15 protein-coding genes and 1 pseudogene are annotated in these 13,261 nt (G+C 60.5%); 7 read left to right on the top strand and 9 right to left on the bottom strand.

Going from position 1 to position 13,261, the window contains the following annotated elements; all coding sequences use genetic code 11:
* Positions 1 to 95 precede the first annotated feature (95 nt).
* The 4 genes from AC0Z5Z_RS16100 (at position 96) to AC0Z5Z_RS16085 (ending at position 2,989) form a co-directional block, all read left to right on the top strand.
* Entirely contained in the window at positions 96 to 1,298 is a 1,203-nt protein-coding gene (locus AC0Z5Z_RS16100) for an NAD(P)/FAD-dependent oxidoreductase (RefSeq protein ID WP_095179611.1), read from the top strand.
* A gap of 40 nt (positions 1,299 to 1,338) precedes the next feature.
* Positions 1,339 to 2,271 carry an MBL fold metallo-hydrolase gene (locus tag AC0Z5Z_RS16095; protein WP_252877893.1) on the top strand — a complete coding sequence of 311 codons (933 nt, stop codon included), beginning with the start codon at positions 1,339 to 1,341 and terminating at the stop codon, positions 2,269 to 2,271.
* A 178-nt stretch (positions 2,272 to 2,449) separates the two neighbouring features.
* Positions 2,450 to 2,656, top strand: coding sequence for a hypothetical protein (locus tag AC0Z5Z_RS16090; RefSeq protein WP_370593551.1), 207 nt, complete (start codon positions 2,450 to 2,452; stop codon positions 2,654 to 2,656).
* A gap of 84 nt (positions 2,657 to 2,740) precedes the next feature.
* Positions 2,741 to 2,989: a DUF6555 family protein gene (locus tag AC0Z5Z_RS16085; RefSeq protein WP_485611307.1), complete on the top strand. Its 249-nt coding sequence runs from the start codon at positions 2,741 to 2,743 to the stop codon at positions 2,987 to 2,989.
* 169 nt (positions 2,990 to 3,158) lie between these two features.
* Here the strand turns inward: AC0Z5Z_RS16085 and AC0Z5Z_RS16080 are convergent, their stop codons facing one another.
* Both AC0Z5Z_RS16080 and AC0Z5Z_RS16075 read right to left on the bottom strand, forming a co-directional pair.
* The gene (locus AC0Z5Z_RS16080) at positions 3,159 to 3,668 is read right to left on the bottom strand and encodes a nucleoside deaminase (protein ID WP_041480581.1); all 510 of its coding nucleotides are present in this window, start codon (positions 3,666 to 3,668) and stop codon (positions 3,159 to 3,161) included.
* Positions 3,669 to 3,701: 33 nt separating this feature from the next.
* Positions 3,702 to 5,042: a nucleobase:cation symporter-2 family protein gene (locus AC0Z5Z_RS16075; RefSeq protein WP_485611306.1), complete on the bottom strand. Its 1,341-nt coding sequence runs from the start codon at positions 5,040 to 5,042 to the stop codon at positions 3,702 to 3,704.
* A 202-nt stretch (positions 5,043 to 5,244) separates the two neighbouring features.
* On the opposite strand from AC0Z5Z_RS16075, the gene AC0Z5Z_RS16070 reads away from it, so the two are divergent.
* Positions 5,245 to 6,159 (top strand): LysR family transcriptional regulator, encoded by a 915-nt coding sequence (locus tag AC0Z5Z_RS16070; RefSeq protein ID WP_236169564.1) that lies wholly within the window; start codon positions 5,245 to 5,247, stop codon positions 6,157 to 6,159.
* Here AC0Z5Z_RS16070 and AC0Z5Z_RS16065 read toward each other — a convergent pair whose 3' ends face one another.
* Positions 6,160 to 6,585: a VOC family protein gene (locus tag AC0Z5Z_RS16065; protein ID WP_252887705.1), complete on the bottom strand. Its 426-nt coding sequence runs from the start codon at positions 6,583 to 6,585 to the stop codon at positions 6,160 to 6,162.
* A gap of 168 nt (positions 6,586 to 6,753) precedes the next feature.
* Positions 6,754 to 7,206 (bottom strand): winged helix-turn-helix transcriptional regulator, encoded by a 453-nt coding sequence (locus tag AC0Z5Z_RS16060; RefSeq protein ID WP_056784779.1) that lies wholly within the window; start codon positions 7,204 to 7,206, stop codon positions 6,754 to 6,756.
* A 107-nt stretch (positions 7,207 to 7,313) separates the two neighbouring features.
* On the opposite strand from AC0Z5Z_RS16060, the gene AC0Z5Z_RS16055 reads away from it, so the two are divergent.
* Positions 7,314 to 8,540, top strand: coding sequence for an MFS transporter (locus tag AC0Z5Z_RS16055; RefSeq protein ID WP_150635661.1), 1,227 nt, complete (start codon positions 7,314 to 7,316; stop codon positions 8,538 to 8,540).
* Between the two features lie 112 nt (positions 8,541 to 8,652).
* On the opposite strand, the gene AC0Z5Z_RS16050 is transcribed toward AC0Z5Z_RS16055, so the two are convergent.
* The 5 genes from AC0Z5Z_RS16050 to AC0Z5Z_RS16030 form a co-directional block, all read right to left on the bottom strand.
* On the bottom strand, positions 8,653 to 8,799 hold the full coding sequence (locus tag AC0Z5Z_RS16050) for a hypothetical protein (RefSeq protein ID WP_016774259.1): 147 nt from the start codon (positions 8,797 to 8,799) through the stop codon (positions 8,653 to 8,655).
* 110 nt (positions 8,800 to 8,909) lie between these two features.
* On the bottom strand, positions 8,910 to 9,137 hold the full coding sequence (locus AC0Z5Z_RS16045; RefSeq protein WP_024012535.1) for a PLD nuclease N-terminal domain-containing protein: 228 nt from the start codon (positions 9,135 to 9,137) through the stop codon (positions 8,910 to 8,912).
* Between the two features lie 86 nt (positions 9,138 to 9,223).
* The gene (locus tag AC0Z5Z_RS16040; protein WP_016774256.1) at positions 9,224 to 9,679 is read right to left on the bottom strand and encodes a DUF421 domain-containing protein; all 456 of its coding nucleotides are present in this window, start codon (positions 9,677 to 9,679) and stop codon (positions 9,224 to 9,226) included.
* A 7-nt stretch (positions 9,680 to 9,686) separates the two neighbouring features.
* On the bottom strand, positions 9,687 to 10,205 hold the full coding sequence (locus AC0Z5Z_RS16035) for a hypothetical protein (RefSeq protein WP_252869229.1): 519 nt from the start codon (positions 10,203 to 10,205) through the stop codon (positions 9,687 to 9,689).
* Positions 10,202 to 10,711 (bottom strand): CinA family protein, encoded by a 510-nt coding sequence (locus tag AC0Z5Z_RS16030; protein ID WP_150635663.1) that lies wholly within the window; start codon positions 10,709 to 10,711, stop codon positions 10,202 to 10,204. Before AC0Z5Z_RS16030 ends, AC0Z5Z_RS16035 begins: the two co-directional genes overlap by 4 nt.
* 165 nt (positions 10,712 to 10,876) lie before the next feature.
* Here AC0Z5Z_RS16030 and AC0Z5Z_RS16025 point away from each other — a divergent pair.
* A pseudogene (locus AC0Z5Z_RS16025) lies at positions 10,877 to 13,256 on the top strand (DUF3772 domain-containing protein).
* Positions 13,257 to 13,261 lie beyond the last annotated feature (5 nt).

The following is a 13,261-nucleotide window of genomic DNA, read 5'->3' as shown; positions in this document are numbered from 1 at the left end:
CAGTACGGCAAGCAGTTACGGCGGCCAGTGATCGTCACGCCAGAGTCCGCATCGGACTCGGGTGTCATCCATCCATCAGCGTCAGGGAGCACATTATGAAACAGCAATTATTGGTGATCGGTGCAGGGTTCGGCGGGCTGTGGAGTGCGCTGAGCGCTGCGCGTTTGCTGGATATGCATGCCCGTCAGGATGTCGAGATCACGCTGCTCGCCCCGCAAGCGGAATTGCGTATTCGCCCGCGCTTCTACGAGCCGGACGTGCACAGCATGTACGCGCCGCTCGACGCGCTGTTCGATGCGGTGGGTGTGCGCTTCGTCAAAGGCACCGCTGAAAGCATCGACGCCCGGGCGCGCCGAATCGGTTACCGCGACGAGGCCGGGCGTCCGGGTGAACTGGCCTACGATCGGCTGGTTCTCGCCAGCGGCAGCCAGCTCGCTCGGCCTCCGGTGGTTGGCCTCAAGGAGCATGCGTTCGATGTCGATCAGATCGAATCCTCGGCGCGTCTGGAACGCCATCTCATCGCCCTCGGCAACCAACCGCCCAGCGTTGCGCGCAACACCGTGGTGGTCGCCGGTGGCGGTTTCACCGGGATTGAAACTGCGACGGAAATGCCGGCGCGCCTGCGCGCGATTCTCGGTGAGGATCAAGACCTGCGCGTGATCATTGTCGATCGCAGCAAGGACATCGCTGCGACCATGGGCGATGGCATTCGCCCGTCGATCATCGAGGCGTCCAATGACCTGGGTATCGAATGGATCGTCGATGCCAGCGTTGCCGCTGTGGATGCCAATGGCGTCACCCTCGCCGATGGCCGCCACATCGAAAGCCACACCGTGATCTGGACCGTAGGTTTCCGCGCCAGCCCGCTCACCGAACAACTCGACGCCGAACGCGATGGCCAGGGCCGCTTGCATGTCGATGGCAACCTCAAGGTGCACGGCATCGATCACGTCTTTGCCGCCGGTGATGTCGCTCGCGCCGCCACTGACGACCTCGGCAACTATGCCGCGATGTCTTGCCAGCATGCGATCAGCCTGGGTCGCTACGCCGGCAACAACGCCGCCGCCGATATCCTCGGCGTCGCTCCGACAATGTATCGCCAGCCCAAGTACGTGACTTGCCTGGATCTGGGCGCCTGGGGGGCGGTGTACACCGAAGGCTGGGATCGTCAGCTGAAACTGGTGAAGGCCGAAGCCAAAGAGCTGAAGACGCAGATCAACACGGTGTGGATCTACCCGCCCGCCGCCGAACGTCGCGCCGCCCTCGCGGCCGCCGATCCGCTGATCCCTGTAGCCTGATTTCACCCTCCGCTTTAGCCCTGAGAACAAGGAGAACACCATGACCCTGCATCTGGATTCCTTCACCGCCAACCGCGCGGTGGCCCTGCAAACGCAAAGCGAAGAACTGGTGCCGTCGCGCTACGCCCTGCGCCTGGGCGACATTGACGTGATGGTGATCAGCGACGGCGTGTTGCCGTTGCCGACCCAGACCATGTCAACCAATGCCGCCCCCGCCGACCGTGCCGCCTGGTTCAAGGAAATGTATCTGGGCCCTGACGCCTTCGACTGGGCGCTCAACGTGCTGGTGGTGCGTAGCGGCGAACAAGTCATCCTCGTCGACGCCGGCCTCGGTGGCCAATTCCCCGGTTTCCCGCGCGCCGGGCAGTTCCCCAAGCGCCTGGCCGCTGCCGGGGTGGACCTCGCCGACATCACTGATATCGTCATCACGCACATGCACATGGACCATATCGGCGGCCTACTGGTCGACTCGGTGAAGAGCCGTCTGCGCCACGACGTGCGCATCCACGTCACCGCTGCCGAAGTGAATTTCTGGTCCACGCCAGACTTCACCAGCACCGACATGCCCGCACCAGTACCAGACGTCCTGCGCAGCACCGCCAACGCGTTCATCAACCACTATGAAAGCAAGTTGCACATATTCGAAGACGAATGTCAGGTTGCACCGGGCGTAGTTGCAAAACTCACCGGTGGTCATACGCCAGGGCACTGCGTGGTCTACGTCAACTCCGGTGGCGAGCGCCTGACCTTTGCCGGTGACGCGTTGTTCCCGGTGGCGTTCGATCACCCTGACTGGCACAACGGTTTCGAACACGATCCGACCAAATCGGTGGAAGTGCGCGTGCGCATGCTCAAGGAAGCCGCCGCCAGCGGCGAGCTGTTTGTCGCCACGCATCTGGCCTTCCCTTCGGTGGGTAGGGTCGCGATCAATGGTGCTGCTTTCCGTTGGATACCTGCGATTTGGGATTACTGATTGCGCGCCTGAAATCTTCGCCCGGCTTCTGCCGGGCGAAACCTTTTTCACCGCCATTGCTACGCAGAACCGTGCGGGCGGTGACCATACTTCGGTTGCTGTGTACCCTTTCTGCATCAAGCAAATCTGAGCAGAGGATGGAGTGTTGGCATATCTGGATTGGGTGCAATGGCCGGCGATGCTGGTCACCGTTCTGGCCGCCTGGCTGATCGGTTCGCAACGACCGCAACGGCGCATGAGCGGCTTCGTTTGTTTCAGTCTGAGCAATTTGCTGTGGGTGATCTGGGGCGTCCATGCCGGGGCTTACGCGCTGATCGTTCTGCAGCTTTGCCTGTTCCTGATGAACCTGCGCGGCTTCATGAAGAACCGCGTTTCAGAGCGCTGAGTGACGATGATCATCTGGCCAGAAAATCCTTTGAATTTTTCTTGTCGGACAAAATCATTTACGTATGAGCGTAAGGAGGAACTCATGCGTAGCACCGATATTTTCGTCATCGAATACAAACATCACGACCAGCCAAAATCATTCGTCATCCGCGCCAAGAGTATGCGCAACGCCGACGCTTGGCATTGGGCGAGCTGTGACGCCGGTATTGCGCCGATTCCGAAACCGGGTAAACCACCGTTGAAAGTGATTTCCAAACCCCAGGCCGAGCGCTATGGGATTACGGAGGTGAAGTGGCGCGAGACGGCAGCGCTGGACTGGACGGAGGCTTAGGCAAATCGGGTCGCCTGGCTGAGCTTGCACGCCAGCCAGGCGCCCCACAACAGACCATGGGGGGCATTCCGCTGGGGAATGTGCGGTTATCGTCCCGGTGAAGTGACCAGTACCTGACCGCGCGAAACTGATCGTTCCTCACGCTCCGCGTGGGAACGGTCAATAACAACTAAGACCAGAACCCTTTATGCGGCTCAGCCGCCTCTTCCTCCAGCATCGGCCCGAAAACGCTCACCGTGCGCTGCCCTCTGGCAAACACCTCGCGACACGGCAACGAGAACGTCGGGTTCTCCGGATGATCGCCGGTCAATCCGAGCAAAGCATGTTCCGATAACGCATACACCACTCGCCCGACACCGGTCCAATACACCGCGCCCGCGCACATGCAGCAAGGTTCGGCGCTGGTGTACAGCGTGCACGCCTCCAGCTCCGTGGGTGACAACCGCTTCGCCGCCGCAGCGACCGCGACCAGTTCGGCATGCTGGGTGGGATCACCTTCCGGCGGCATCGAATTGTTGCCCGCTTCGGCAATGACCTTGCCGTCGCGGTCCGCCACCAGCGCCGCAAACGGGTGCCGGCCACGTTGTTTCGACGCCTGCGACAGGGCGATGGTCTGGCGCAGCAATGCCAGGTCCAGATCGCTGACGCCGGCCGGAACAAGCTGAGTGAATTGATTCATGGGTAACTCCTGGGCAGTGAGAAAAGACAAAAGTCAGTCGGCCAGTTTGGCCGTGGAAGCGCCGACGGCGTCGGTCGATGGTTTTTGTTTGTTGAGCAAGAGGTTGAGCAGAATGGCGGTGATCGCACCGAGGAAAATGCCGCTGTCGAGCACCAGTTTCAGCGTCGGGCCGACATGTTCGAACAGGGCCGGAAACGACATTGGCAAGACGCCGACGCTGACCGACACCGCAACAATGATGGCGTTGCGTGTGCCCTCGAACTGCACCCGTGACAGTTCCTGAATGCCCGCCACCGTGGTCATGCCGAACATGACGATCGCGCAGCCGCCCAGCACCGGCGTCGGCACCGCCGCAATCAGCGCGCCGAGCTTGGGGAACAAGCCCATCAACACCATGATCGCGCCAGCGGTCGCAACGACGAAGCGGCTCTTGATGCTGGAAAGCGCAATCAGGCCGGTGTTTTGCGTGAAGGTGTTATAGGGAAAGCTGTTGAACAGACCACCGAGCATGGTCGACAAGCCGTCGGCGCGGAAGGCGTTACCGAGGGTCTGCTGCGTAGTCGGTTTGCCGACCAGTTTGCCGATGGCCAGGCAGTTGCCAGTGGTCTCGGCCATGATCACCAGCATCGCCAGGGTCATGATCAGAATCGGTACCAGAGAAAATTCCGGCGCACCGAACGCCATTGGCGCGCTCAACTCGAACCACGCCGCCTCGCTGACCCGATTGAAGTGCGTCATGCCGCAGGCGGCAGCGATCAGGCTGCCGACAAACAAGCCGATGAGCACACTGAGGTTACCGATGAAGCCGCTGAATTTCGCATAAATCACCAGCGTCACACTGACCGTGGCCAGACCCAGCAGCAGATTGGCCGGGCGACCGAAGTCAGGCGAATCGGGATTGCCACCACCGAGCCAGATTGCCGCCGCCGGCATCAGTGAAATACCGATGATGGTGATCAGGCTGCCAATCACCACGGGCGGAAAGAATCGCAGCAAGCGGCTGAACACCGGCGCCAGTGCGATGGTCAGGAAGCCGGCGGCGATCACCGCCCCGAAGATCTGGCTGAGGCCGAACTCCTTGCCGATCATGATCATCGGCGCCAGCGCAATGAACGAGCAGCCCTGAATCAACGGTAAACGCGCGCCAAACTTCCAGAAGCCGAGGGTCTGAATCAACGTCGCCACACCGGACGTCAGCAGGTTGGCGTTGATCAGTAAAACCACCTGAGCCGACGTCAGCCCCATCGCACTGCCGAGAATCAGCGGCACCGCCACCGCTCCCGCATACATCACCAGAACATGCTGCAGACCGAAGGTGAAAAGCTGCCGCAGGGGCAACACCTCGTCGACCGGGTGAACGCGTTGTGTAGTCATGGCACAAGCTCCTGAAGGGGCAGCGTTGGGTGTAATCGCGGGCGCTCAGGGACAGACGCACAAACAGAATCGGCCCCGGCGTTCGAAGACGCGGGGTCATCCTTGAATGTTTTTAACGATGAAACAAATTGGCAACCATCGCTTTTTTCGATGGCAAAGACGCGGCACAATCGCCGTCTCGCTCAAGCTCGGAGTACACCGCGTGCGCTTCTCACTCGATCAGTTGCTGATGTTCGTCCAAGTGGTGAAAAGCGGCTCGTTCTCCGCCGCCGGGCGCAAGCTGGGCAAGACGCAATCGACCATCAGCGCGGCGATCGCCAATCTGGAAACCGACCTTGGCGTCGAGTTGTTCGACCGCAGCAATCGCAGCCCTGCCCTCACCGCCAGCGGGCATAAATTGCTGGTCCAGGCAGAGGCGGTACTGGAGCGCTGCATGACCTTCGAGGCCCACGCTGATTGCCTTTCCGATAGCGTCGAACCGAGCCTGACCCTGGCGATTGAAACGCCGTACGGCCCGATCATGCCGGTGCTGCAAGCGTTCGAGCAGGCCTTTCCGTTTGTCGATCTGATCATTCGCCACCCGGTCTACGGCGATGTCAGCGAACTGGTCAGCAGTGGCGAGGCGGTGCTGGGCGTGGCGTTTTCGCAGCCGGGCTATCCCCGGGAACTGGCGTTCCAGCAACTGGGCAAACTGATCATGCTGCACGTCTGTCATCCCGATCATCCGCTGGCGCAACTGGACATCGTCACGTTCGACGATTTGCACGTGCATCGGCGCCTGGCGTTCAGTGCGCACGCCAGCAAACTGCCGAGCAGTGAATACCTGCGTTCGACGCAGCTCTGGCAAGCGGAAAGCTATCTGGCCCTGCTCGAAATGGTCCGCGCCGGCCTCGGCTGGGCGACCCTGCCGCGCCAGCTGATCCAGCGTGAACTGGGCAATGGCGAACTGGTCGAGTTGCAGCTGTCGGCGTACCCGCATACAGACTGGCAAATCGGCGTCGACCTGTTATGGGCACGCCAACGGCCACTAGGGACGGCCGAGCGCTGGCTTAAGGAAAAGCTCCAGGCCAACAAGGTTTATGAACGCGATCGCAACGGTCAGACCACTACGCTGTGATTACTTGGCGAACACCTGGCCCATGTCCTTGAACGCCTTGAATTCCAGCGCATTATCGCAGGGGTCGAGCAGAAACATGGTCGCCTGTTCGCCGACCTGACCCTTGAATCGAATGTAGGGCTCGATCACGAATTGCGTGCCGAATGACTTCAGTCGCTCGGCCAGTGCTTCCCATTGCTGCCACTCTAAAATGATGCCGAAGTGCGGGACCGGTACGTCGTGACCGTCGACCGGGTTGCTGTGAACGCTTTCCTGGGCAGCTGTCTGCGGCTGTTCATGGATGACCAATTGGTGGCCGTAAAAATTGAAATCGACCCACTGCGCGCTGGATCGGCCCTCGTCCAGACCGAACACTTCACCGTAAAAACGGCGGCAAGCGGCAAGATCGTAGACCGGGATGGCGAGGTGGAAAGGTGAAAGACTCATCAGGCACTCCGGCAATCGCGTTGGTTAAACCAATCTGGCAACGGCGCACCGCTGTTGCTCGAGGTTGGAAACAGCCTAGATCAGAAACTCGCCAGATGCCGACCCGACGTTCCATGCCCTGAGATAGCGCGTCTGTGAATACGCGCCACGACTATCTGCTCGGCTTCTTTACCGGCGCGTCACCACTTTTCGGTGACAGTCTGCCGGGGCCAGCACCGCGCCGGCGCTGGAGCGCACGACGATAGTTTCGACGGGCTCGGCCCGTTCGTTGTCGAGCAGGATCGAGTGCTCCTCCCCCTCGACAAACAGAAAACGCTCGCCCCACTGCCGCAGGCTGACGACGATGGGGAACACCGCCCGGCCCATGTCGGTGAGCACGTATTCCTTGTAGGCGCTGCCATCGGACGCGGGCTGAATCTGCAACACGCCGAGCTCGACGAGCATTTTCAGTTTGACCGTGAGGATGTTCTTGGCCAAGCCCAGACGTTTCTGGAATTCACTGAAACGGCGCACGTCATCGAACGCATCGCGAATGATCATCAAGGCCCAGCGATCGCCAATGGCTTCGAGTGTTCGGGCCACCGGGCATTCGCTCTGCGCCAATGTTTGTTGTCGGGCCATGTGATTCCTGATGGATCGGCTATTGAATGTGGTTGCATTTAACAACCCGAATGAATAAAGATCAACGTATCGGTTTCAATTCAAAACCACACTACGAGGAAGCAAGGATGCCGTGTCAGACGCAAACCCTGATCAATGCGCAAGCCGCAGCTGACAGCGCAACGACCGGGCTGAGTCGTTTGCAGACTTTTCTCTTTGCAATCACCTGCGCGATGGCAGTGGCCAATGTTTATTTCGCACAGCCATTGTTGGAATCGATGGCCGCCAGCCTCGGCGTTTCACCCGGTGCAATCGGCGTTGTGGTCACGGCCACGCAAGCCGGGTATGCGGTCGGGCTGCTGTTCATTGTGCCGCTGGGTGATCTGCTCGATCGCAAGAAACTCATCGTCAGCCAACTGCTTTTGTCTGCAACGGCGCTGTGTGCCGTGGGCCTGTCCGAGAGCTGGGGAGTGTTGCTCGGCGCCATGATGCTGGTGGGTCTGCTGGCGGTGGTGGTGCAAGTGGTGGTCGCCTGCACCGCCAGCCTTGCTCGCCCGGAGCAACGCGGCGCCGCGGTGGGCACCGTCACCAGTGGCGTGGTACTGGGCATTTTGCTGGCGCGTTTCGTTTCCGGCGTAGTGGCTGATCTGGCCGGATGGCGCGGCGTGTATTTTGTCTCGGCAGTCACGATGGTCGGTATGGCTTTGGTGCTTTGGCGCACCCTGCCCGCCTCGGCAAAACCGCCCTCACAGGGCAGCTATCGGCAATTGCTGCGCTCGATGTTCCAACTTTTTTTGACTGAGCGGGTATTGCGCATCAGAGGCATCTTCGCCCTGCTGATTTTCGCCGCGTTCAGTGTGTTGTGGACGTCGATGGTGCTGCCGCTCAGCGCCGCGCCCCTGTCGTTGTCCCACACGCAGATCGGCCTGTTCGGACTGGCGGGGGTAGCGGGCGCGCTCGCCGCCGCACGGGCTGGGCGCCTGGCCGATCGCGGCTTGGGCAATCGCACCACCGGAATTGCCTTGGCGCTGCTGACGCTGTCCTGGCTACCCATCGCATTTGTCGACAGTTCGCTGCTAGCGATGGCCGTCGGAGTAATCCTGCTCGACTTCGCCGTGCAAGCGGTGCACGTCACCAATCAAAGCCTGATCTTCGCCGCACGGCCCGATGCGCAGAGCCGACTGGTCGGTGCGTATATGTGTTTTTACTCGGTGGGCAGTGGTCTGGGCGCCATCGCGGCGACGTATACCTATGCGCACTCTGGCTGGGTGGCGGTGTGTTTTCTCGGGGGCGGGATCAGTGCTGTGGCACTGATGTATTGGGTGTGGCTGGAGTACGTTTATTCACACGACTGAACCAATGTGGGAGCGAGCCTGCTCGCGAAGACTAAGCATCAGTCAGCAGCGAATTGTCTGACCTGACGCCTTCGCGAGCAGGCTCGCTCCCACAGGGATTACTCGCCAGCAGTTACTTGCCCTCCTCAGGCTTCTCGGTCTGCATCTGCACCGACGGTTTGCTTTTGTCACCATCCTTGTTGGGTGCATCGTTGGAATCGAAGCAGCCGCTCAACAGAAACATTGAGCAGAACCCCAGACATACGCAGATTTTCTTCATGTCGATCTCCTTTCAGCAATGGTATCGCTACCCGGTTCAAGCTTGAGCATGCATCGTTCACCTACATTTCCGGAATGCGCGCAAAATCATTGCAGGACCGCATCAGGCTCTCAACCCTTACTGTGCTCCGGCGACGAAGGCCCTTCCTTGACGCCGCGCGGGCCAGCGATGCCCCACACGATCAGGCCGAGCACCGGGAATACGATCAGACCGATCGCCCAGGCGGCTTTGACGCCGACGCTTTTGTTGCTGCGAAACACACTGACGATCGCCCACAGATCGACCAGCAGAATGATCACCGCCACGGCGATGGAAAAATAACTGGCTGCCTCGTTCATTTCGCAATCCTCCGATGACTTGTAAGCATTGGGCTGTGAGGCTTTTTCAGCGTTCAAAAAAATTGCGGCCGTGCGGCGTCAAAGGTTCAGCCGCCTTCCGGATCCTGGCGGATCACGGAAATCTTGCCGTTGCGCTCGATGATCGCGAACTTGATCTGGTCGATGGTTTCAATGCCCTGACTGGAGCGCGCCGCCTCCATGACATCCGCCTCGACCAGCCGCGCATGGCGCAGACGCCGCTGCAACAGCTTGCCGTTCTCGACAATGATCGTTGGTTCACCATCGATCAGCCGCGAGATCCAGCTGGAACGCTGCTTGAGCAAAGAGAACCCAACGTCGATGGCGATCAGGGTGATGATCACCAGAAACGCATTGGTCAGGGAAAAATCATCACCAAGCAGCGCTTGCTGGGTGGCTTCACCGATGATCATCAGCAAGACGAAATCAAACGTCGTCAGCTCGGCCAACGAACGCCGACCGGCAATTTTGAACAGCACCATCAGTGCCAGATACATCGCGAGTGCGCGCAACACCGAGTCCATGGGTCACCTATGGATAAATGAATTGAATGAGCTTCACTTCGCTCGAGCCCGGCGCGCCGATATGGCTGCGAAACAGGCCCAGTCCGTCACCGCGCAGGGTCAGATAAAGCGTTGCCTGGCCCTGCGCATCCGCCTGCAACCACAAACGCATGCCCTGCGCTGAACTGCGCATACGCACTGGCGCCGGTTGCATGGTTTCGATGCTGAAGCCATCGAGCATCTCGCCGCCGATGTCCAATTCGACGATAGCTTCAGGTGTCGCGTGCACGCTGAGTTTCAGCGGGTTGGTCGAGCCGTTGCGGTGGAACATCTCGTACTCGACCTGGACTTTGCCATCGTCGCTGCGGGCGTCCTGCGAACTGAGCACGCCCCGGGAAAACAGCCCCAACAGACCCAGCAGCATGCACAGCACCAGCAGATACCAACCGATGCGCTCGAAGCGCCAGACCTTCAGTTGATAGGCCATGTCCTCCTGCACCGGGAACTGCCGACTGCGCAGATCGGGATGCTCAGCGTCAGGCTTCATCGGCGCCACCCTCCTTCGCCGCGCAAGGCGCGACGGTGATAGGCCGGCAACTGCTGCAAGGCGAACTCACAGGCCAGGGTCTGCACTTCACTGCGCGATCCGGGAAACCATTGCCGGGTGCTGAACAGAAAATGTTGGTCATCGAACTGGAATGCCCAGGCGAAACACACCGTACCGGCCTTGATGCCGTCCATATCATCGGGTCCGAGAATGCCGGTGGTGGCGACCGCGACGTTGGCCGTGCTGTCGCGCAACGCACCAATGGCCATTTCACTGGCAACTTCCACGCTGGTCAGATTGAAGGTTTCCATGGTCGCCGGGCTCACGTGGAGCAAGCGCTGCTTGGCTTGCGGCGAATAGACCACGTAGCCGCATTCGATCAGCTCGCCGCTGCCGGGCACTTCCGACAGCAACATGACGATTTCCCCGGCCGTGCAGGATTCGGCGGTGGTGATGATCAGCGAATGTTGGCGCAGGTATTCAATCGTTTCCTTGGCGATGGACATGGCACGCTCTCGAAGCTGTTATTGCCGGTTGACCGCTCGCTGTGCGGATCATTCCGCTGGACTGGATGAGCGTATACCCGCCTCTTCCAGTGAAAGTTTTCCGCCCTGTTCGGCACGATCACCTACCCTCATAGACTGTGTGATCCACTCGAGCCCGCCGCCCCCATGCGCTGTTCATTCAAGTCGTTGTTTTTGGTTCTGTTGCTGCTGCTGATGCCGGGCAGCGCTGCGCCGTGGGCAGCGGACCTTGCCGCGCCGGCGAACTCAGGCGCAGCGCCGCTACCTGTGATTTCGCAAAGCGATCTGCAAGCCCTGCAACAACGCCTCGACGGGCTCAAGCAGCAGATCTCGGCAGCGAACAATTACAACCAGCTCGAAGGCCCGCAGGATCGGGTGCAGGCGTTCATTCTCGATGTCGATCGGTTGTCGGCAGCGCTGTTGCCGCAACAGGCGCAACTGGCGGTGCAACTGGGCGTGCTCGGCACCGCTCCAGACGCTGAGGTGGCTGCCGAGCAAGCCGATATCGTCGCGCAACGGGCTGCGCTGGCGGAACAGAAAAGCAAGGTCGACGGCACCCTGAAAAGCCTCGCCGCACTGAAACAGAATGCCGCCGACCTGATCACGCAAATCGCCGGCATCCGCCGCACGCTACTGGAAAGCGAACTGACCCTGAGCACGCGCAGTGTGTTGAGTCCGCAGTTCTGGGCGCCACTGATCAATCCAAGCGAGGACGACCGCCAGCGCCTGCGACTGTTCGTCGAGCAGGTGGCTGACGTATGGGCCACGGTCTGGGCGCCGGGCGAGCGGTTTTACACCTGCGTACTGGTGCTGCTGGCGCTGCTGATCTGGACCTTCGGCCGACGTCTGGCTGAGCGCGGGCTGACCTGGTTCTGCATTCATCGCGTGGCGGAGGGCCGACTGCGCCGCAGTGCCTTGGCCTTCGCCTCAGCCATAGCGACCTTCATCACCACCGCCATCGCCCTGAAGCTGCTGTTCTACGCCTGCACCCGCCACGACGCCCTGCCGCCGGTGCTGGAAACCTTCTCCGAAGAGTTCGAAAAAGTCGTCTATGCCTGCGTGCTGATCACCGGGCTCAGCCGTGCATTGCTGTCCACCGAGCACCCGTCGTGGCGCCTGCCGGCAATTGCTGATCCAGTGGCGCTGGCCCTCAAGCCTTATCCGCGAATCCTCGCCTGCGCGTTGCTGGTGTTGGTGACGCTGGTGCAAGTCGCCAATGCCACAGGCATGAGCAGCCACATCGTGATGGCCGGGCGCGGCGTGATTTCCATGGTGGTGCTGGCGATCATCGGCACGATGCTGGTGCGCGTGGGCAAAGTGCGCAAGGCCTTGGTCGCCGCCAACGACGCTTCGGCGACGAACAGCGTGTTCGCCGGGCTGATCTACAGCGTCGCCAGCGTCTCGATGTTTGTCACGGCCATTGCCCTGCTTGCCGGCTATGTTTCGCTGGCGCGGTTCATCAGTTATGAACTGGTGTGGAGCTACGTCGTGCTGTCGGGTTTCTATTTGCTCATTCAGTTGGTCAAGGACGCCTGTGAACACCTGTTTTCACCGAAACACGCGAGCGGCCAGGCGCTCAAGCAATTGCTCGGGGTCAGCGATCGACGCCTTGAGCAAACGTCGATCCTGTTGTCCGGCGTCAGCCGCGCCGGCCTGATGCTGATGGCGCTGATTTCGTTGTTTGTCGGCGGCATCGGCACCACGCTCGGCCAACTGGTCACCAACATCATGTCGATTCTTGGCGGCGCCGGTTTGCGCAAGCTGAATATCGTCCCCGGGCACCTGCTCAATGCGCTGCTGGCGCTGCTGATCGGCATCTGGCTGATCCGTACATTGAGCCGCTGGCTCGACAACGAATTCCTGCCCAAGACCGACATGGACCCGGGCATGTGCGCGTCGCTGAGCACGCTGTTTTCCAATATCGGCTACGCCTTCGTGATTCTGCTGACGCTGTCGTCGCTGGGCGTGCAGTGGACCAATCTGGCGTGGATCGTCAGTGCGCTGTCAGTGGGTATCGGCTTTGGCTTGCAGGAGATCGAAGAACTTCGTCTCCGGCCTGATTCTGCTCACCGAGCGCCCGGTCAAGGTCGGCGACCTGATCAGCATCAGCGGCGTCGAGGGCGACATCCGCCGGATCAACGTGCGCGCCACGGAGATCCAGCTCAGCGACCGCTCGATCGTGATCGTGCCCAACTCGCAACTGATCTCGCAGAACCTGCGCAACGTTACCCTCGGCGGCAGTGCTCAGGGCGTGGCATCGCTGGAGCTGGTGTTTCCGCTGGATATCGATCCTGAGCAGGTCAAACAACTGCTGCTGGATGCGTATCACGAGAACGAAACCATCCTCGATAAACCGGCGCCATTCGTGCGTTTCAGCAAGTTGTCGCCGGACGGCATAACCCTCACGGTCACCGGCTATGTGGGCAGCCCGAGGATTGTCGGGCTGACCAAGAGCGATTTGTTGTTTGAAGTGTTGAAGCGGTTGGGCGCGGCGGGGATTGCGCTGGCGAAGCCGCCAGCGGCGTGATCCGG

Source organism: Pseudomonas sp. 1L-E-NC-VB-C3, from assembly GCF_057291535.1.
Note: the sequence above shows the minus strand (reverse complement) of the source record. Positions and strands in the feature narration are given on the sequence as shown.